At 68.6% G+C, this 18,066-nt stretch carries 12 protein-coding genes and 2 pseudogenes; 8 read left to right on the plus strand and 6 right to left on the minus strand.

The genetic code is table 11. The features are described from left to right. Positions 1–193 precede the first annotated feature (193 nt). Positions 194–652, minus strand: a pseudogene (locus ACU4E7_RS13705) (YidB family protein); the annotation flags it as partial. 168 nt (positions 653–820) lie between these two features. On the opposite strand from ACU4E7_RS13705, the gene ccmI reads away from it, so the two are divergent. From ccmI to ACU4E7_RS13725, 4 genes are all read left to right on the plus strand, one after another. After that, the gene (gene ccmI / locus ACU4E7_RS13710; protein ID WP_447019179.1) at positions 821–1,978 is read left to right on the plus strand and encodes a c-type cytochrome biogenesis protein CcmI; all 1,158 of its coding nucleotides are present in this window, start codon (positions 821–823) and stop codon (positions 1,976–1,978) included. Positions 1,979–2,103: 125 nt separating this feature from the next. Next, complete coding sequence (gene ccmE, locus ACU4E7_RS13715) at positions 2,104–2,580, plus strand: cytochrome c maturation protein CcmE (protein WP_238121540.1); 477 nt, start codon at positions 2,104–2,106, stop codon at positions 2,578–2,580. A 5-nt stretch (positions 2,581–2,585) separates the two neighbouring features. Next, positions 2,586–4,568, plus strand: coding sequence for a heme lyase CcmF/NrfE family subunit (locus ACU4E7_RS13720; RefSeq protein WP_238121541.1), 1,983 nt, complete (start codon positions 2,586–2,588; stop codon positions 4,566–4,568). Then, positions 4,568–5,074, plus strand: coding sequence for a cytochrome c-type biogenesis protein (locus tag ACU4E7_RS13725; protein ID WP_447019180.1), 507 nt, complete (start codon positions 4,568–4,570; stop codon positions 5,072–5,074). Before ACU4E7_RS13720 ends, ACU4E7_RS13725 begins: the two co-directional genes overlap by 1 nt. A gap of 35 nt (positions 5,075–5,109) precedes the next feature. Here the strand turns inward: ACU4E7_RS13725 and ACU4E7_RS13730 are convergent, their stop codons facing one another. The 3 genes from ACU4E7_RS13730 to ACU4E7_RS13740 all read right to left on the minus strand — a co-directional run bounded on the left by ACU4E7_RS13730 (position 5,110) and on the right by ACU4E7_RS13740 (position 9,264). Then, positions 5,110–6,603 (minus strand): carboxypeptidase M32, encoded by a 1,494-nt coding sequence (locus ACU4E7_RS13730; protein WP_238121543.1) that lies wholly within the window; start codon positions 6,601–6,603, stop codon positions 5,110–5,112. 157 nt (positions 6,604–6,760) lie between these two features. Then, the gene (locus tag ACU4E7_RS13735; RefSeq protein WP_447019181.1) at positions 6,761–7,096 is read right to left on the minus strand and encodes an antibiotic biosynthesis monooxygenase family protein; all 336 of its coding nucleotides are present in this window, start codon (positions 7,094–7,096) and stop codon (positions 6,761–6,763) included. 44 nt (positions 7,097–7,140) lie between these two features. After that, a complete protein-coding gene (locus ACU4E7_RS13740; RefSeq protein ID WP_447019182.1) occupies positions 7,141–9,264 on the minus strand; it encodes a TonB-dependent hemoglobin/transferrin/lactoferrin family receptor in 2,124 nt (707 codons plus the stop codon). Positions 9,265–9,623: 359 nt separating this feature from the next. Between ACU4E7_RS13740 and ACU4E7_RS13745 the strand changes: the two genes are divergently transcribed. Genes ACU4E7_RS13745 through ACU4E7_RS13755 form a run of 3 tightly spaced genes read left to right on the plus strand, consistent with a single transcriptional unit; the run spans position 9,624 to position 12,413 of the window. Continuing rightward, positions 9,624–10,535 (plus strand): heme/hemin ABC transporter substrate-binding protein, encoded by a 912-nt coding sequence (locus ACU4E7_RS13745; protein WP_238121546.1) that lies wholly within the window; start codon positions 9,624–9,626, stop codon positions 10,533–10,535. Then, on the plus strand, positions 10,532–11,620 hold the full coding sequence (locus tag ACU4E7_RS13750) for a FecCD family ABC transporter permease (RefSeq protein WP_447019183.1): 1,089 nt from the start codon (positions 10,532–10,534) through the stop codon (positions 11,618–11,620). Before ACU4E7_RS13745 ends, ACU4E7_RS13750 begins: the two co-directional genes overlap by 4 nt. A gap of 4 nt (positions 11,621–11,624) precedes the next feature. Continuing rightward, positions 11,625–12,413, plus strand: a complete 789-nt coding sequence (locus ACU4E7_RS13755) for a heme ABC transporter ATP-binding protein (RefSeq protein ID WP_447019184.1) — start codon at positions 11,625–11,627, stop codon at positions 12,411–12,413. 43 nt (positions 12,414–12,456) lie between these two features. On the opposite strand, the pseudogene ACU4E7_RS13760 reads toward ACU4E7_RS13755, so the two are convergent. Next, positions 12,457–12,909, minus strand: a pseudogene (locus ACU4E7_RS13760) (peroxiredoxin); the annotation flags it as partial. A 261-nt stretch (positions 12,910–13,170) separates the two neighbouring features. Between ACU4E7_RS13760 and ACU4E7_RS13765 the strand changes: the two are divergent. Then, positions 13,171–16,737, plus strand: coding sequence for a YhdP family protein (locus ACU4E7_RS13765; protein WP_447019185.1), 3,567 nt, complete (start codon positions 13,171–13,173; stop codon positions 16,735–16,737). A 36-nt stretch (positions 16,738–16,773) separates the two neighbouring features. Here the strand turns inward: ACU4E7_RS13765 and tyrS are convergent, their stop codons facing one another. After that, on the minus strand, positions 16,774–18,021 hold the full coding sequence (gene tyrS / locus ACU4E7_RS13770) for a tyrosine--tRNA ligase (RefSeq protein WP_447019186.1): 1,248 nt from the start codon (positions 18,019–18,021) through the stop codon (positions 16,774–16,776). Positions 18,022–18,066 lie beyond the last annotated feature (45 nt).

The raw sequence follows: 18,066 nt of genomic DNA on the forward strand, positions 1-18,066 counted from the left end.
AAAGATCGTCCCATCATCTGCCGCGCCTCGAAGGTGGCGATTTCGCGATCCCCGCGCCCGCGCCGCCCCCCGTGACAGGCGTCGCCGGGCGATGAGCCCCGCCGCTGGCGGCTACGATAGCCTGAAGCCCCGCCGAGCGCGAGCCGCGCGACAGCTCGCCCGGTCGCGCCTGGCGGTTCGCACCGTCCCGGCCTCAGGCCGCCGGATCCTTGAGCACGCCGTCGGGGCTCAGCTTGTCGATGAGGGTGGGGAGGTATTGAGAGAGGAGATTCGGCAGGCTGTCCGCCGACAGGCCGAGGCCGGCGGCCATCTGGCCGAGCTGGGTGTCGCCCAGTGCGGTGACGATCTGCTCGGCGCTCACCGGCGCATTGGGGCCGCTCGACAGCCAGCTCGCCACCTGCTCGCCGAGGCCGGAGGCATTGAGCTGCGCCAGCAGGCCTTCGAGATTGCCATAGGGGGTCTTGGCGAGGGCCTGATCCAGGAGGCCGGGCAGCGCCTGGGTGATGGCGCCGGCCATGGGGCCGTTCATGGCCGACTTCAGCAGGTTGCCGAGGCCTTCGGAATTACCGGCCTGCGACAGCATGTTGTTGAGCACGCCGCCCACCATATTATCGAACAGTCCCATCGCCGGTCCCTTCTGTGCGGAGCATGAGGCCGAAGCCGGAGCGGGATGCCGCCGGGCACCCCGGGCCTCTCGACGGCCATCTACCGGAACGACGGTGCAAAGTCGATCACAACTCGCTGCGCCCCTGCGGCTCGGCGCCGCTGGGACCCGATGTGGCCTTTGCTTTCGCGCACAGGCCGGCTAACGGCTACATCCATGATGTCCACGTCCCTGTTCGCCGTGTTCGCGCTCATGACGGCGCTCGCCGCCCTGGCGGTTTTGTGGCCGCTCAGCCGTGCCCGCCCCCTCAAGGGCGAGCGCGAGGCGGATCTCGCCGTCTATCGTGACCAGTTGGCGGAAATCGACCGCGATCGCGACAGCGGCCGGCTGGCCACCGAGCAGGCCGAGGCGGCCCGCGCCGAGGTGGCCCGCCGCATGCTCGCCGCCGATACCGCCCGCGCCGCCGACCCGGAGCCCGCCGCCTCGCCCACCGATGCACGCCGGCGGGCGGCGGCGGTGCTGGCGCTGGTGCTGGTGCCGCTGCTCGGCGCCGGTCTTTATCTCTACATCGGCTCCCCCGGCCTGCCGGGCGCCCCCCTCGCCGAGCGCATGGCCGCCTCGCCGGATCGCGGCGACGTGGCGATCCTGGTGCGCCGGGTGGAGGAGCATCTGGCGGCGCACCCCGATGACAGCCAGGGCTACGAGGTGCTGGCGCCCATCTATCTGCGGCTCGGTCAGCCCGATGACGCAGCCCGCGCCTATGGACAGCTGATCCGCATCCAGGGCCCGTCCGCCGAGCTGCAGTCGGCGTTGGGGGAAGCGCTGGTGCTCGCCGCCAACGGCATCGTCACCGCCGACGCGGCCGCAGCGTTCCAGGATGCGGTGCGTCGCGAGCCCACCGATCCGCGGGCCAATTATTTCCTGGGCCTGGCCGCCGAGCAGGATGGCCGCGGTGCCGATGCGGCGCGGATCTGGAGCGAGATGGTGGCGCGCGCGCCGGCCGATGCTCCCTATCTGCCGCAGCTGCGCAAGGCGCTGGCCCGGGTGCAGGGCGCCGGCGCGGCGCCGGCTTCGGGCTCGACCGCCGGTCCGGCGCCCGGGCCCAGCGCCGAGGACGTGGCCAACGCCGCCTCCATGTCGACCGGCGATAGAAGCGCCATGATTCGCGGTATGGTGCAGCGTCTGGAGGATCGCCTGAAGGAGAGCCCCGACGATCTCGAGGGCTGGCTGCGCCTGGCGCGGGCCTTCAAGGTGCTCGGCGAGCCGGACAAGGCCAAGGGCGCGCTGCAGTCGGCGCGGGCGCAGTTCGGCGGCAATGCCGAGGCGGTGGCCCGCATCGATGCGGCCAGCAAGGATCTCGCCCTCGGCGATTGAGGGCGACGGGTTGGCGCAGGCGCGTGGGGCCACCGGAGGCGGTGAGCCGCGGGGCCTGCGATGAGGATCAGGTGGAGCGGATCCGCTGCCGGTGATAAGGCGCGGCGCTCTCGGAAGGAGAGACCATGACGCGCAAGGGCCGTCGCCTCGTGCTCATCGCCGCCGGACTGGGCGTGCTGGCGCTCGCCGCCGGGCTCATCCTGTCGGCGCTCAATGACACCATCGTGTTCTTCCGCACCCCCACCGAGGTGGCGCAGCAGCAGGTGCCTCCGGGTGCTCGCCTGCGCCTGGGGGGGCTGGTGGAGACCGGCAGCGTCAATAAGAGCGGCACGCTGACCACGTTCATCGTCACCGATGGCAATGCGGGGGTGAAGGTGGCCTATTCCGGCATCCTGCCAGACCTGTTCCGCGAAGGGCAGGGCGTGGTGGCCGAGGGCGCCTTGCAGGCGGACGGCAGCTTCCGCGCCGACAGCGTGCTCGCCAAGCATGACGAGCGCTACATGCCACGCGAGGTGGCCGACGCCCTGAAGAAGCAGGGGGTGTGGAAGGAAGGCGAGAACGGCACCGTGGTGCCCGCCCGCGCCGCCAACCCGGGGAGCTGACCGCCGTGATCGCAGAACTTGGCCAATATGCCCTCGCCCTCGCCTTCGTGCTGGCGCTGCTGCAGGTGATCCTGCCCGCCTGGGGGGCGCGGCGCGGCGATCCGGTGCTGATGGGCACCGGTTCCTACATCGCGGTGGGTTTCCTGGGCTTCATCACCTTCGCCTTCGGCGCCCTGGTGCAGCTCTACGTGACCTCCGACTTCACCGTGATCAACGTGGTGGAGAACTCGCACTCGCGCATGCCGCTGATCTACAAGATCACGTCCACATGGGGCAATCACGAGGGCTCCATGCTCTTGTGGGTGTTCGTGCTGGCAGCCTTCGGCGCCTGCGTGGCGGTGTTCGGCGGCAATCTGCCGGATCGGCTCAAAGCTCATGTGCTGGCGGTGCAGGGGCTGATCGGCGCCGCCTTCCTCTCCTTCATCCTGTTCACCTCCAATCCGTTCCTGCGGATGATGCCGCCGCCCGCCGAGGGGCGCGACCTCAACCCCATCCTGCAGGATCCCGGCCTCGCCATTCATCCGCCGCTGCTCTACCTCGGCTATGTGGGGCTCTCCATCTCCTTCGCCTTCGCCATCGCCGCCTTGATCGAAGGCCGCATCGATGCGGCCTGGGCACGCTGGGTGCGGCCATGGACGCTCGCCGCCTGGGTGTTCCTCACCCTCGGCATCGCCATGGGCTCTTACTGGGCCTATTACGAACTGGGCTGGGGCGGCTGGTGGTTCTGGGATCCGGTGGAAAATGCCTCGCTGATGCCGTGGCTGGCCGCAACCGCGCTGCTGCATTCCGCGGTGGTGATGGAAAAGCGCGACGCCCTGAAGGTCTGGACGATCCTGCTTGCCATCCTCGCCTTCTCGCTGTCGCTAATGGGGACCTTCCTGGTGCGGTCCGGCGTGCTCACCTCGGTGCACGCCTTCGCCACCGATCCGGCGCGGGGCGTATTCATCCTCGCCATCCTCACCTTCTTCATCGCCGGCGGCTTCACCCTGTTCGCGCTGCGCGCATCGGAGCTGAAGCAGGGCGGCCTGTTCGCGCCGGTCTCGCGCGAAGGCGCCCTGGTGATGAACAATCTGTTCCTCACCGCGGCCACGGCGGCGGTGCTGGTGGGCACCCTCTATCCGCTGGCGCTGGAGGCGGTGACCGGCGCCAAGATCACGGTGGGACCGCCCTATTTCAATCTCACCTTCGGTGGTCTGATGCTGCCCCTGGTGTTCGCCATTCCGTTCGGGCCGCTGCTGGCCTGGAAGCGCGGCGACCTCTTGGGCGTGGCCCAGCGCCTGATGCTGGCGGCGGGCCTTGCCGTGGTGGCGGCGGTGGTGACCGCGGCGGCCAGCGATGGCGGGCCGGTGGCGGCGCCGCTGGGGGTGGGGCTTGCGGTGTTCATCATGCTGGGCGCCCTCACCGACATCATGGAGCGCGCCGGCCTCGGACGTGTGCGAGCCAAGGTGGCGCTGGCGCGGCTCGCCGGCGTGCCCCGTTCCGCCTATGGCACTGCGGTGGCCCATTTCGGTGTCGGCGTCTGCCTCCTGGGCATCGTCTGCGGCACCGCCTGGAGCTATGAGAAGATCGTTTCGGTGAAGCCGGGCGACCACATCACCATCGGTACCCGCGACCTCACGTTCGAGCGCCTGGAAAATCGCACCGGTCCCAATTTCAGCGCGCGCACGGCGGTATTCTCCATCCGCAACAATGGCGCCCCCGAAGGGGTCATCGAGGCGTCGCGGCGCATGTTCTCCGCCCGGCAGATGGCCACCACCGAGGCGGGCATCCGCACCTTCGGCTTCAGCCAGCTCTATGTGAGCATGGGCGAGGAGATGCCCGATGGCGGCATGTCGGTGCGCGCCACCTACAAGCCCAATGTGACGCTGATCTGGCTGGGGGCGGTGGTGATGGCCCTGGGCGGCGCCCTCTCGCTCGCCGATCGCCGGCTGCGCGTCGGCGCGCCCAAGCCGGCGCGGCGCCGCGCCACCCCGGTTCCCGCGGAGTGATGATGATGCCGCGCGCCCTCCACCGCCTGCTGCTGGTCCTCTCCTGCGCCCTCGTCATGCTGGGCAGCGGGCTGCCGGCCGGCGCGGTGCAGCCCGACGAGATGCTGAAGGATCCGGCGCTGGAAGGGCGGGCCCGTACCCTCTCGTCCGAACTGCGCTGCCTGGTGTGCCAGAACCAGTCCATCGACGATTCCGACGCGCCCCTGGCCCATGATCTGCGCGTGCTGGTGCGCGAGCGCCTGGTGGCCGGTGACAGCGACCAGCAGGTGCTCGACTATCTGGTGTCGCGCTACGGCGAGTTCGTGCTGCTGCGGCCGCGTCTGTCCTGGAGCAACGCCTTGCTGTGGGTTGCTCCTTTCGCGGTGCTGATCATCGGCGCGGTGGCGTCCATCCTCGCCTTCCGCCGGCGCCGGCAGGCGGCGGTCGCCGCCCAGGCCGCACTGACACCCGAGGAAGAAGCGCGCTTCAAGCGCCTGCTGCGCGAGACCCCGCCCTCGCCGCAATAAGGCGCGGCGCGCTCTGCCGCTCGGCTCCCCGCCGCCTATGGCGCCGTGGCGTAGCGGCGCGTCAGGTGCGCCTTGAACACACTCGCGTCCAGCGGCCGTCCGGTGGCGCGGGTCAGCAGATCGTCGGTCTCCAGAAGCGAGCCCTGGCTGTGGACATGGGTCCGCAGCCAGGCGAGCAGCGGGGAGAACTGGCCTGTCGCCAGCCCGGGGAGGATGTCCGCATCGGCCCGGCAGGCGGCATCGAACAACTGTGCGGCGGTCATGGCCCCCAGCGTATAGGTGGGGAAATAGCCCCAGCCGCCGCTCGGCCAATGGATATCCTGCAGGCACCCCAGCCGATCATCGGGCGGCACCACGCCGAGCAGATCGCGCATGCCCTCGGCCCAGGCGCCGGGCAGGTCCTTGAGGGCCATGTCGCCGCCGATCAGCGCCTTTTCCAGCCGATAGCGCAGGATGACATGGGCCGGGTAGGTCACCTCGTCCGCATCCACCCGGATGAAGCCGCGGGAGACCTTGGTGTAGAGCCGCCACAGATTGTCCGCCCCCCAGGCCGGGCCGGTGCCACCGAATGCCGCCTGCATGCGCGGGGCGGCGAAGGTGATGAATTCGCGGCTGCGGCAGGCCTGCATTTCCATCAGCAGCGATTGGCTTTCATGCACGCTCATGGAGCGGGCCTGGCCCACCGGCTGGTTGAGATAGGCGGCGGGCCGCCCCTGCTCGTAGAGGGCGTGTCCGGTCTCGTGCAGCACCCCCATGAGGGCGCTGGAGAAATCCGCCTCGTCATAGCGGGTGGTGATGCGCACGTCGTTGTCGGCGCCACCGCAGAAGGGATGGGTGGAGACATCGAGCCGGCCGCGGTCGAAATCGAAGCCCACCACCTTCATCATCTCCAGGCCCAGCGCCCGCTGGGCCTCCACCGGGAACGGCCCTTCCGGCTCCATCAGCGCCGGCCGGCGCGCCTGGATCTCCAGCACCTGTTCGGTGAAGCCGGGCAGGAAGGCGGCGAGGTCGTCGAACAGGGCGTCGATGCGGGCGGAGTGGCCGCCGGGCTCATAATCGTTGAGCAGAGCGTCATAGGGGGAGAGGCCGAGCTTCTCGCCCTTGGCGGTGCCGATCTCCCGCTGCAGCCGCAGCACCTCTTCCAGCAGCGGCAGGAGGCTGCCGAAATCGGCTTCGGCGCGGGCAGTGCGCCAGGCCATCTCGCAGCGGGACACCGCCTGGCTGGAGGCTTCCACCAGATCCGCCGGCAACGCGGTCTCCACCGTCCACAGGCGGTGGATCTCGCGCAGATTGGCGCGCTCCCAAGCACCGAGGGCATTGTCCGCTTCCGCCGCCGGCAGCCAGTCGCCGATGCGCGGATCGGTCACCATGCCGTGGTGCAGCACCCGCAGCAGGGCGAGGCTGTCGGCGCGGGTGCCGGCCGCGCCCTTGGGCATCAGCGTATCGCTGTCCCAGTGCAGGATGCCGATGGCGTTGGACAGGGCGGAAGCGCGGCCGAAATGGGCGGCGAGGTCGGCATAGGCGGTCATGGCGTCCAATCCTGAGGGAGCGGCAACGGGGCACGGGCAATGGGGTGAGGGTAGTGCGGGCGCGGCCCGGGGGAAAGGCGGGAGCCGGGACGAAAAAAAGCCCGGTACGACAAGCGTACCGGGCGGAGGCACGATGAAAACGTCAGCGCAGGCTGGCTCAGGCCGCCTTTTCGCCGGGGGTCAGGGAGACGACGGACTCGAAGCCCTCGAACTCGGGACCACCGATGTAGTTCACGCTGTTGCTGCTGGCGCCGGCGTTGCGGTGGGCGAGGCGGAAGGCATCCGACTTGGTCCAGGCCTCGAAATCGGCCTTGGCGGCCCACACGGTGTGGGAGATGTAGAGGGTGTGATCCTCCCGTTCCGGGCCGCGGCACAGATCAAAGGCGACGAAGCCGGGGACGGAGGCGATGTAGGTGTCGCGCTCGCGCCAGATCTTCTCAAAAGCGGCTTCCGAACCGTGCTTCACTTTGAACCGGTTGGTGGCAATGAACATGATGTCACTCCGTGCTGAAAAATGGGGCCGACCGCGCCGCGGGGCTACTTGACGATTTTCGCAGGTGTTGCCGCCGCAATTGTGTCGCCACCCAGCGTGACCTTCAACCCGGCCTTGAAGGTGATGCCGGCGGAGGGCACGAACTGCTGATACTGGGTGTATTGCTCGTTCAGGAGGTTCTCCAGGGCGAACTGGGCGGTCACCCATTCATTGGCCTGGTAGCTCATATAGGCATTGACCAGGTTGAAGCTCGGGGTGGGCTCCAGGGCGCTGCTGGAGGGCAGGTCCTCCAGGTTCTTGGCCGCCACCCACTGCCAGCGCACCGACATGGTGAGCCGCTTGTCGAACAGCCGGGTGCCCACGGTGGTGGCCACGTTGTTCGGCATCACCGAGGTCAGAGGCTCGCCGGTGGTCTTGTTGTCGCCGGATGAGACGGTGGCATTGAAGCCGACGAACCACAGGCCCGTGTCATACATGCTCTCGAACTCGAAGCCTTCGAGCTGGGCCTGGGCCACGTTCTGATACTGGTAGCACAGGGTCCAGCCCGCAGCGGCGCAGCTTGCGGCGGCCGAGGTCATGTAATCGATCTCGATATAGTCATCGACATCGTTGCGATACAGGTTCGCCTTGGCGCGGACCTTGTCGCCCTTCATGAACAGGTCGTCATACTTCACGTTGACGCCGATTTCCTTGTTCTTGCCCACCTCGGCCTTGAGGTTCGCATTGGGCAGGAAGCCGAAGGAGAAATACGGGCTCACGGACGGATGCTCGCCGTTCACCAGCGCCTCGGTGACGGAGGGGGCGCGGTAGCCTTCCGCATAAGTGGCGTAGAAGGTGATCCACTCGAACGGCGAGACACCCACCGTGATCTTCGGCGAGAAGCGATCGCCGCTGGTGCCCTCGGCGGTGTCGCTGGACAGGTCGTAGGCGTCGTAGCGGACGGCGGCGATGGTCTGCAGCCAGGAGGTCCAGTCGGCCTTCCACTGCACGAAGGCGCCGCCCACGGAGCGCTCGCCCGACGGATTGTAGCCGGCGCCGAAGCCGTAATTGTCCTCGTTGGACACCTCGTCGTGGAAATAGTCGCCGCCGATGGTGAAGGCGTTCTTCACCGAGCCGAAGGTGGCGCGAGACGTGTTGTTCACGTCGAAGCCGAGGGTGTCGATGGTGAAGGAGCGCGGATCGCCCACGCAGCCGGTGGTGTTGGAGCAGGTGCCCGCCACCTTGGTCTGGTCCTGCTTCATCTGGTTCCAATAGGCGGTCGAGCGCCAATCGATGATGTTGTTGTCAGGGTTTGAGTAATTGTAGCTCGCGGTGACCGTGCGGTTGGTGACGTCGGTGCCATACTGGGTAGTGGTCGACGCCGCCGGCCAGGTGTTGGAGGTGGTGTAGGAGGTGTCGAGGTTGAGAGCGGTGAGCTTCACCTCGTGGAAATCGGCCGGGCGCACGGTCAGTTTCGCAAGGCCGGTCCAGGTGTTGTAGGCGGTGCCGGGCACCACGTCGCCGTCACCATCGGAATATTCCGACTGGGCGCGCACGGTGCCGCCGAAGAACAGGTCCACATTCTGGCCGATATGGGTGCCGACGAAGGCCGAGCCAAAGCCCATGGGGCCGTTGGAGCCGAACTCGCCGGTGGTCTCCATGCCCCAGGTCTGGCCGGGCTTCACCACGTCCGCCACGTCCTTGGTCTGGAAGCTCACCACGCCGCCGATGGCGCCGGACCCGTAGATGTTGGCCACCGGGCCGCGCACCACGTCCACCGTCGAGAGCAAAGCGGGCTCCAGGAAGAAGGAGCCGGCGCCGTCGTTATGGCCGAGCTGGGTGAAGTTCTGGCGGGCGCCGTCGAGGATCACCGCGACGCGGCCGAAATCCTGCAGGCCGCGGATGTTGATGGAGGCCTGGGTGGAGTTGCCGTTCTGCAGCACGGTGGTGCCCGGCATGCCGGTGAACACCTGCTGGGTGGTGGACGGCAGCAGCAGGTTCAGGTCTTCGAGGGTCACCACGCTAACGCCGGCGAGGGCGTCCACCGCCCGCTCCTCCGTCAGGGTCGGGGCGACCGTGATGGCATCGAGGCTGATGATGCCGTCGCTGCCGTCGGCGGCAGGGGCGGTTTGCGCCAGGGCGCTGCTGCCCGTCGCCAACATCAGCGCCGCAGCCGCGACGCCACCCATCAGGGACGCCTGAAAACCAAAAGAAGGGTGTCGCCGGAACGCCCCGCGCGCCATGTCGCTCTCCACTCATGATGTCGGGGCTGGCTCGCGTAGGGCGATGCTGGCGTACGCAGGCACCTTCTGCCCGCTTCTTTCGGCTATCGCGCCGCCACATTGTGGTCAAGTAATTTTCATTTTTGTTGCCAATCGACGGGAACAATTCCATGGATGTGTGTGCGATTTGCATCGCAATGAGGCATGGTTAAAATTTGAATGACTCTATAAAATGGAGTCATGCCGAATCGAATGACAGGCGAATGATAGATTTTAAGTATTCTAATTCGAAGTCTGTGCGGCGTCTGCTGTCTTTGGTGGGCGCGATGTTTGTGGCTGGCGCCGTTTCCCTCTCCGGTTCCGCATGGGCGGCCACCGTGGTGGATGGGCAGGGCCGGACGGTGGAGGTGAAGGACGCCTCCCGCATCCTGTCCATCGGCGGTGCCGTCACCGAGATCCTGTTCGCTCTGGGGCTGGGGGACCGGGTAGTCGCGGTGGACCAGACCAGCCGCTACCCCGCCGCCGCCCGCGCGCTGCCCAATGTGGGCTATTCGCGCACCCTGGCGCCGGAGGGGGTGCTCTCCGTGGCGCCCAGTGTCATCCTCGCCATGGAGGGCGCGGGTCCGCGCTCCACGCTGGACGTGCTGGAGAATGCCTCGGTTCCGGTGGTGATCATCCCCGATGCCCATGATGCCGAGGGGGTGGTGCGCAAGATTGAGGCGGTGGCGGCCGCCGTCGGCGAGCCGGAGAAGGGCAAGGCCCTGGCCGATGCGGTGCGCGCCGATTTCGCGGCTGTCGGCACTGCGGTCGCGGCGCTGAAGGATCATCCGCGCGCGGTGTTCGTCCTCTCCGTCGGCAACGGCACGGCCGTGGTGGGCGGGCACGACACCAGCGCCGATGCCATGTTCAAGCTTGCCGGCGTCACCAACGCCATGGCCGGCATCAAGGGCTACAAGCCGGCGGTGGATGAGGCCGCCATGGCCGCCGATCCCGACGCGGTGGTGGTGATGCGCGGTGGCGGCCAGGTGTTCGATGCCGAGAGTGTGTTCGCGCTGCCGGCCTTCAAGACCACGCCGGCTGCCCGCGATAACCGGCTGGTGGTTCTGCCCGGCTCCTATTTGCTCGGCTTCGGCCCGCGGGCGCCCCAGGCGGTGCGGGATCTCGCCGTGGTGCTGCATCGCGATGCAGCCATTCCTGCTCTTCCGGCGCGGCCCTGGGCGGCGGAGCCGGACGAATGAGCGCGGAACCGGCAAACCCGGCCCTCGCTCTGGCGCCGCGGGCCGCGTCCCGCCCGGTGGTGGCCGGGCTCATTTTATTCGCGGCGCTGGCAGCCCTCGCCTTCCTGGGGGCGCTCGCCATCGGGCCGTTCGCCATCCCGCCGGGGCGGGCCATCACCGTCTTGTGGGATGCCCTCACCGGGGCACCCGCCGGCGGGCTGGTGCGCGAGCGCATCGTCATCATGGATGTGCGGCTGCCGCGGGCGGTGCTCGGGGCGCTGGTGGGCGCCGGCACGGCGGTGGCCGGGGCGGTGATGCAGGGGGTGTTCCGCAATGCCCTGGCGGATCCGGGTCTGATTGGCGTCGCCCCCGGCGCGGCGCTGGCTGCGGTGGCCTGGGTGGTGTTCGGTGGCGCCCTGGGCGCGCTTTTGCCTGCGTCGCTCCAGCTCCTGGGCCTGCCGTTGGCGGCCTTTCTGGGCGGGCTGGTGACCACGCTGGTGATCGGCCGGCTGGCCACCCGCGACGGGCGCACCTCGGTGGCCACCCTGCTGTTTGCCGGCCTGGCGCTCGGCGCGCTGGCCAGCGCCGGCACCGGCGTCATGGTGTTCATGGCCTCCGAGCAGCAGACCCGCGAATTCCTGTTCTGGACCATGGGGAGCCTCGGCGGCGCCACCTGGATCAAAGTGGGGTTGGCCGCGCCGTTCGTCATCGCCCTCATTGCCGCGGCGCCGCTGCTGGCGCGCGGGCTCGATGCCCTGGCGCTGGGCGAGGCGGAGGCGTTCCATGTGGGCATCGGCGTCGAGCGGCTGAAGCGCTATGCCATCATCGGGGTCGCCGCCGGCGTCGGCGCCTCGGTGGCGGCCGCCGGCGTGGTCGGTTTCATCGGCCTCGTGGTCCCCCATCTGGCACGGCTCGCCCTGGGGCCGGCCCACCGGGTGCTGCTGCCCGCCTCGGCGCTGCTGGGGGTGGCGGTGCTGCTGGGGGCCGACATTCTCGCCCGCATGCTGGCGGCGCCGGCCGAGCTGCCGCTCGGCGTGGTCACCGCTCTGGTGGGCGCGCCGTTCTTCCTGTGGCTGCTGCTGCGCCGCCGCGCATTCGTGGGGTGAAGCCATGCCAAGTGTTCAGGGCATTTATCGCGGCCAGGGGGTGAAGGTGACGGCTGGCGGGCGGCTGCTGCTCGACGGCGTCGACCTCGCCATTCAGCCCGGCGCGGTCACCGTGCTGGTGGGGCCCAACGGCGCCGGCAAGTCCACTTTGCTCAAGGCGCTGTCCGGCGAGCAGCGGCTGGCCGGCGGGCAGGTGACGCTGGACGGCGCCGACATCCATCACATGGCGCCGCTGGATCTGGCGCGCCGCCGCGCGGTGCTGCCCCAGGCGGCGGAGGTGGCATTCGCCTTCAGCGTCGGCGAGGTGATCTCGGTGGGGCTGATGGGGGGCGCCGGTGGTGCCGCTCGTGTCGCCCACCTGCTGCAGCAGGTGGACCTGCCGGGCTTCGCCGAGCGGCGCTATGACAGCCTGTCCGGCGGCGAGCGCCAGCGGGTGCAATTGGCCCGCGTGCTGGCCCAGCTCGAATGCGGCACCGGGGCCGGGCCGTCCTATCTGTTCCTGGACGAGCCCACCGCCAGCCTGGATCTCGCCCACCAATTGGTGGTGCTGCGCCTCGCCCGGGCCCATGCGGATGCCGGCGGCGGGGTGCTGGCGGTGCTGCACGACCTCAACCTCGCCGCCATGGTGGCCGACCGCATGGTGGTGCTCGCCCATGGGGGCGTGGTGGCGGAAGGCACGGTGGCCGAGGTGCTCACCGACGCGGTGCTGCGTCGCGCATTCGGGGTGACGGTGCGGGTGGGGGTGGCGCCGCCCGGCCCGTTCATCCTGCCGCAGAACATCGCGGTGGCCTGAGCGGCCACCGCGCGCGGATCATGTCAGGCAAGAGGCGTGGGGCTCAGGCGAGAGCCTGTGCCGCCTTGAGCACCGCCTCGGCGTGGCCGTCCACTTTCACCTTCGGCCACACCTGGGCGATGGTGCCGTCGCGGCCGATCAGCAGGGTGGCCCGGGTGATGCCCATGAACTTGCGGCCGTAGAGGCTCTTCTCGCCCCACACGCCATAGGCTTCCAGCATGGCGTGGGTTTCGTCCGAGCCGAGGGGGAAGGCGAGGTCATGCTTCGCCTTGAAGCTGTCCTGGGCCTTCACCGGATCGGCCGAGACGCCGAGGATGTCGGTGTCGGCGGCGGCGAAGGCGGCCTTGAGGCCGTTGAAGGCAATGGCCTCCTTGGTGCAGCCGGACGTATTCGCCTTCGGATAGAAATACAGCACCAGCTTGCGACCGGCGAAATCGGACAGCGAGACCTCGCCGCCGCCGTCCCGTTTGAGGCGGAATGCCGGTGCTTTCGTGCCAACTTCTGGAATCTTGCTCATCCGCCTTCCTTTCGACGTCTTCCCCGCCATACAGCCAGGGGGCAGAACCGGGAAATGATAAGCCTCTTGTTGCGCGTGGCGGTATGCTGAGTGCAGTTTGATCCACCTCATCTTTACGGCCGATGGGGAGATTAGGCTCCATCTGGCGGACGGGGGCGAATCGGCGCGGGGGCGCAGGCGCGGTTCGCCGCGAACAGGCCGTGGATCGGGCGTTCAGAGTTGCGGGAGGACCTCAGGGGGATGGACGAGACGGGATCGACGCCCGTACCGCCGCGGCGCAAGCCCCGGCACGCGCACATCCGCAGCCTGATGGGCGCGCTGGTGCCGCGCGGGCGCGTCGCGCGGGTGTGCGCCAGCATCGTTCTCATCGCCATCGCCCTGGCCGGTGTCGCCGCGCTCGTGCTCTATGCCCTCATTGCCACCGGCACCGTCACCGCCAATGTGGCGACACCCTATATCGAGCAGGCACTCGAAGACCGCATCGGTGGCGGGCACAAGGTCTCCATCGGCGCGACCACCGTGGAGACCGCCACCGGCGGCGCCACCACGTTGGTGGTGCACGACATCAAGGTCTATGGCGCCGATGGGGATCTGGTGGCCAGTGCCCCCAGCGCTGAGGTCGAGCTCGAAGGTTCCCTGCTGTCGCTGATGCCGCGGGCCCGCCGGGTGGATCTGATCGGTGCCGAAATGACCGTGCGCATCGGCGCCTCGGGTGATCTGGCGGTCGCCACCGGGCGCGGCGCCAAGCCGCTGTCGACGGCGCGCGCCCGTGCCGCGGCGACTGCCACCGCGCCCGCTGGCGGGCAGGCGGGGCAGGCCGGGCCGAGCGGCTCGTCTGCCGCGCCCGCCGCCGCACCGCCAGCGGGCCCGACCGTCGCGGACCCTGCGGCCGATCCTATGGCGGACGTGGATCCGCTGCGCCTCGCCTTCCTCGCCCGCTGGCTGCAGGATCTCGACGCGGTGGGGTTCGACGGCGGCGCCCTTGCCGATGTGGGGCTCAAGGACGGTTCGCTCATCGTCGAGAACGAGAGCTCGGGCCGGCGGATCACCTTCCAGCACATTTCCATCCGGCTGGCGCGGCCGCCGGCCGGCGGGGCGGTGCTCACCTTCACCTCCCAGGGCCCGCAGGGCATCTCCACCGCGGTGGCGCGCATCGCTCCGGCCAAGGATGGCGAGCGGTCGGTGACTCTCACCATCAACGACGTGTCGACCCGCGACCTGGTCCAGGCCTTCAGCCAGGATCATCGGCGCTTCTATATGGACACGCCGCTGGACGCGACGTTCTCCGCCCGGCTCGGGTTGAATGGCGATCTTCTGGCGGCATCGGCCGAGATCGACCTCGGCGCCGGCGCCATCGGGAATGGCGAGGAGCCCACCGAGCGCTTCATGATCGATTCGGCGCGGCTGGTGGCCCATCTCGATCCTCAGCGGCGCATCATCGTGGTCGATCCCATCGTCGCGGTGAAGAACGAGAACAAGGTGGCGCTCAAGGGGGAGATCACCGTTCCCGCCCACGCCCGCGAGCCCTGGCCGTTCGAGCTCGGCGCCGCCGAGGTGGTGCTCAAGGGGCCGGAGATGAGCGAGCCCGCCCTCGTCATCGAGCAGGTGATGGTGGCGGGCGCCTACGATACGGTGGCGCACCGGCTGAACGTGGATCGGGGCCTTCTGGGCAGCAAGGCCGGCTCCTTCTCCTTCACTGCCGCGCTCGATTTCGGCATCGCCGTTCCGAGCCTCAAGCTCAACGGGGTCGCCTCGCCCATGCCGGTGGCCACGGTGAAGCGGTTCTGGCCGGTGTCCATTGCCCCGCCGGCCCGCCAGTTCGCCATCGAGAATGTCTCCGGCGGCATGGCCGACGGCATCACCCTGGCGGTCGATATGCCGCTCGACCTCATCGGCCAGAAACAGGTGCCGCTGCCCGAGGACAGCGTGCGCTTCACCATCAACGGCAAGGGCGTGTCGCTGCGGCCGGTGAAAGGGCTGCCGGCGGTGAGCGACGCCAGCCTCGCCATTCTGGTGACCGGCCGCACGGTCCGGATCGATATGCCGGACGGCACCATGGTGACCCCGCGGGACCGCAAGATCGCCGTCAGCGACGGCGTGATGTTCATGCCGGACTATTTCCCCCGGGAGCCCTCGGCGCAGATCTCCGTGCGCTTCGCCGGGCCTGCCGACGCCGCCATCGAGGTGCTGGGCATGGAGCCCCTCAAGGGCCCCACCGGCACGGCCTTCGATCCCTCGACCACCCGCGGCAAGTTCTCCGCCCTGCTGCAGCTCCACATGACCTTCCGCAAGGTGCCGCTGCCGGAGGACCTGGACTATTCGCTGGAGGCGACCCTGACCGACTTCGGGGTCGACAAGGTGTTCAAGGCGCAGCGGCTGGAAGGCGCCACGGTGCAGGTATTCGCTTCACCGGCGGGCATTTTGCTGCGCGGCGACGGCAAGCTGGGTGGCGCCCCCATCGCCTTTGAATATGAGAAGAAGAAGGACGTGGCCGACGCCGACATCCGGGTCAGCGCCAATCTGGACAATGCCGCCCGCACCCGCCTCGGGGTGGATATTCCCGGCATTTTCGGCACCGTGGGCGTGCGGCTGGTGGGCACCACCAACAACAAGGACACCCAGGCCTCCATCGAGCTGGATCTCACCAACGTCCGCATCGCCGACCTGATCCCCGGCCTGTCGAAGCCCGCCGGCAAGCCGCTCAAGGCCCGCTTCGTGGTCAACGACAAGGGCACCACCGTGCGCCTCGCCGACCTGGTGATGGAGGGGTCGGGAACGCTGTTGAAGGGTTCCCTTGAGCTGTCCGACGAAGGGGATCTGCTGGCGGCTCAGTTCCCCATCTTTCAGCTTTCCGACGGTGACAAGGCCTCGCTGAAGGCGGACAAGTCCGGCGACGTGCTGAAGATCCACATCACAGGGGAGGTGATGGATGCGCGTGGCATCATGAAGAGCATCATGAGCCCGCCGACACCGGCCACCGGCAATGGGGCGGCCGCCGCCAACGGCCGTCGCTCGCCGAAGATTCCCGACGTGGATGTGGATGCCAAGATTGGCGCGCTGACCGGGAACAATGGTGAGGTGCTGCGTCAGCTCGATCTTTTCGTGGCCCGCCGGGGCGTGCAGATCGACAATTTCAGCCTCAGCGCCAAGGTGGGGCGCGAGGGCACCGTGGGCGGGCAGATGCGGCCCTGGCAGGGCAAGCCCAAGGCGCTCCAGGTGGCCACCACCGATGCCGGGGCGCTGCTGCGCTTCCTGGATGTCTACGCCAAGCTCCAGGGCGGCGATGCCTGGCTGGTGGTGGATCCGCCCCGCAGCGACAGCGCCCCGCAGGAAGGCGTGCTGCATGTGCGGAACTTCTTCGTGAAGGGCGAGCCCGGGCTCAGCCAGCTGTCCAGCGCGGCGCGGGATTCCTCCGGCAAGATCGTCGACGGCTCCGCCGCCTTCGAGAAGGCCGAGGCCCAGTTCGTTCGCTCGCCGGGCAAGGTGTCGTTCAAGGATGGCGCCATCTGGGGCACCTCGGCGGGCGTGACGTTCGACGGGCTGCTGGATTTCGCCGCCAACCGCATTTCCATGCGCGGCACCTTCGTGCCGGCCTATGCCCTCAACAACATGTTCTCCAAGCTGCCGGTGATCGGCATGTTCCTGGGCGGTGGCCCCAACGAGGGACTGCTGGGCGTGACCTTCGAGGTGGTGGGCTCCATGAGCGCGCCGACCTTGCGCATCAATCCCATCTCGGCCGTGGCCCCGGGCTTCCTGCGCAAGATCTTCGAATTCCGCGGCACCAACGACACCCCGCCGAGCCGGTGAGGCGGGCGGCGCGCGGGAGGCGCTGCGGCAGCCGGATCAGACCGGCTTCAGGAGCACGTGCTTCTTCTTGCCGAGCGACAGCTTGATCACCCCTTCGGCGGTGAGATCGCCCTGGGCGAGCACTGCCTTTTCGTCGCTGATGGCCGCATCGTTCACTTTCAGGCCGCCGCCCTTGATCTGCCGCCGCGCCTCGCTGGTGGAAGCCACCAGGCCGGCGCGCACGAAGGCATTGGCCACCGCAAGGCCATCCAGCTCCGCCGCCGGCACCTCCACCGTCGGCAGGTTCACATCCAGCGCGCCCTGCTCGAAGGTGGTGCGGGCGGTGTCGCGGGCCTGCTCGGCGGCCGCGCGGCCATGCAGGAGGGCGGTCGCCTCGGTGGCCAGCACTTCCTTGGCGAGGTTGATTTCCTGGTCCTTCAAAGCGGCAAGGCGGGCGATCTCGTCCAGCGGCAGCTCGGTGAACAGCTTCAGGAAGCGCTCCACGTCCGCGTCACCGGCATTGCGCCAGTACTGCCAGTATTCGTAGGGGCTCAGCAGCTCCGCATCGAGCCACACGGCACCGCCGGCGGTCTTGCCCATCTTGGCGCCGGACGAGGTGGTGAGCAGCGGGGTGGTGAGGGCGAACAGGTCGGCGCCGTGCATGCGGCGGCCGAGCTCCATGCCGTTGACGATGTTGCCCCACTGGTCGGAGCCGCCCATCTGCAGGATGCAGCCGTGGCGCTTGGAGAGCTCCACGAAGTCATAGGCCTGCAGGATCATGTAGTTGAATTCGAGGAAGGTGAGCGGCTGCTCACGATCCAGGCGCAGCTTCACGGAATCGAACGTGAGCATGCGGTTGATGGTGAAGTGGGGCCCGACTTCCCGCAGCAGCGGGATGTATTTCAGCTCGTCCAGCCAATCGGCATTGTTGGCCATGATGGCGCCGCCCTCGAAATCGAGGAAGCGGGCGAACACCTTGCGGATCGAGGCGATATTGCCGTTGATCTGCGCATCGGTCAGCATCTGGCGTTGGGTGTCCTTGCCGGACGGATCGCCGATCTTGGTGGTGCCGCCGCCCATGAGGGCGATGGGGTTGTGCCCGGTGCGCTGCAGGGTGCGCAACATCATGATGGAGAGCAGATGCCCCGCATGCAGGCTCGATGCGGTGGCATCGAAGCCGATATATGCGGTGATGGGCCCTTCCGCCGCCTTGGCATCGAGGCGCTCGAGGTCCGAGCACTGGTGGATGTAGCCGCGCTCGGAGAGCGTGCGCAGGAAGTCGGAGCGGAAGGCGGGAGCGGTCATCACGGATCTGGTTTTCGTTCTGCGGGTCTGAAGGGCCCGGTGTGT

Source organism: Xanthobacter sp. ZOL 2024 (assembly GCF_052932325.1).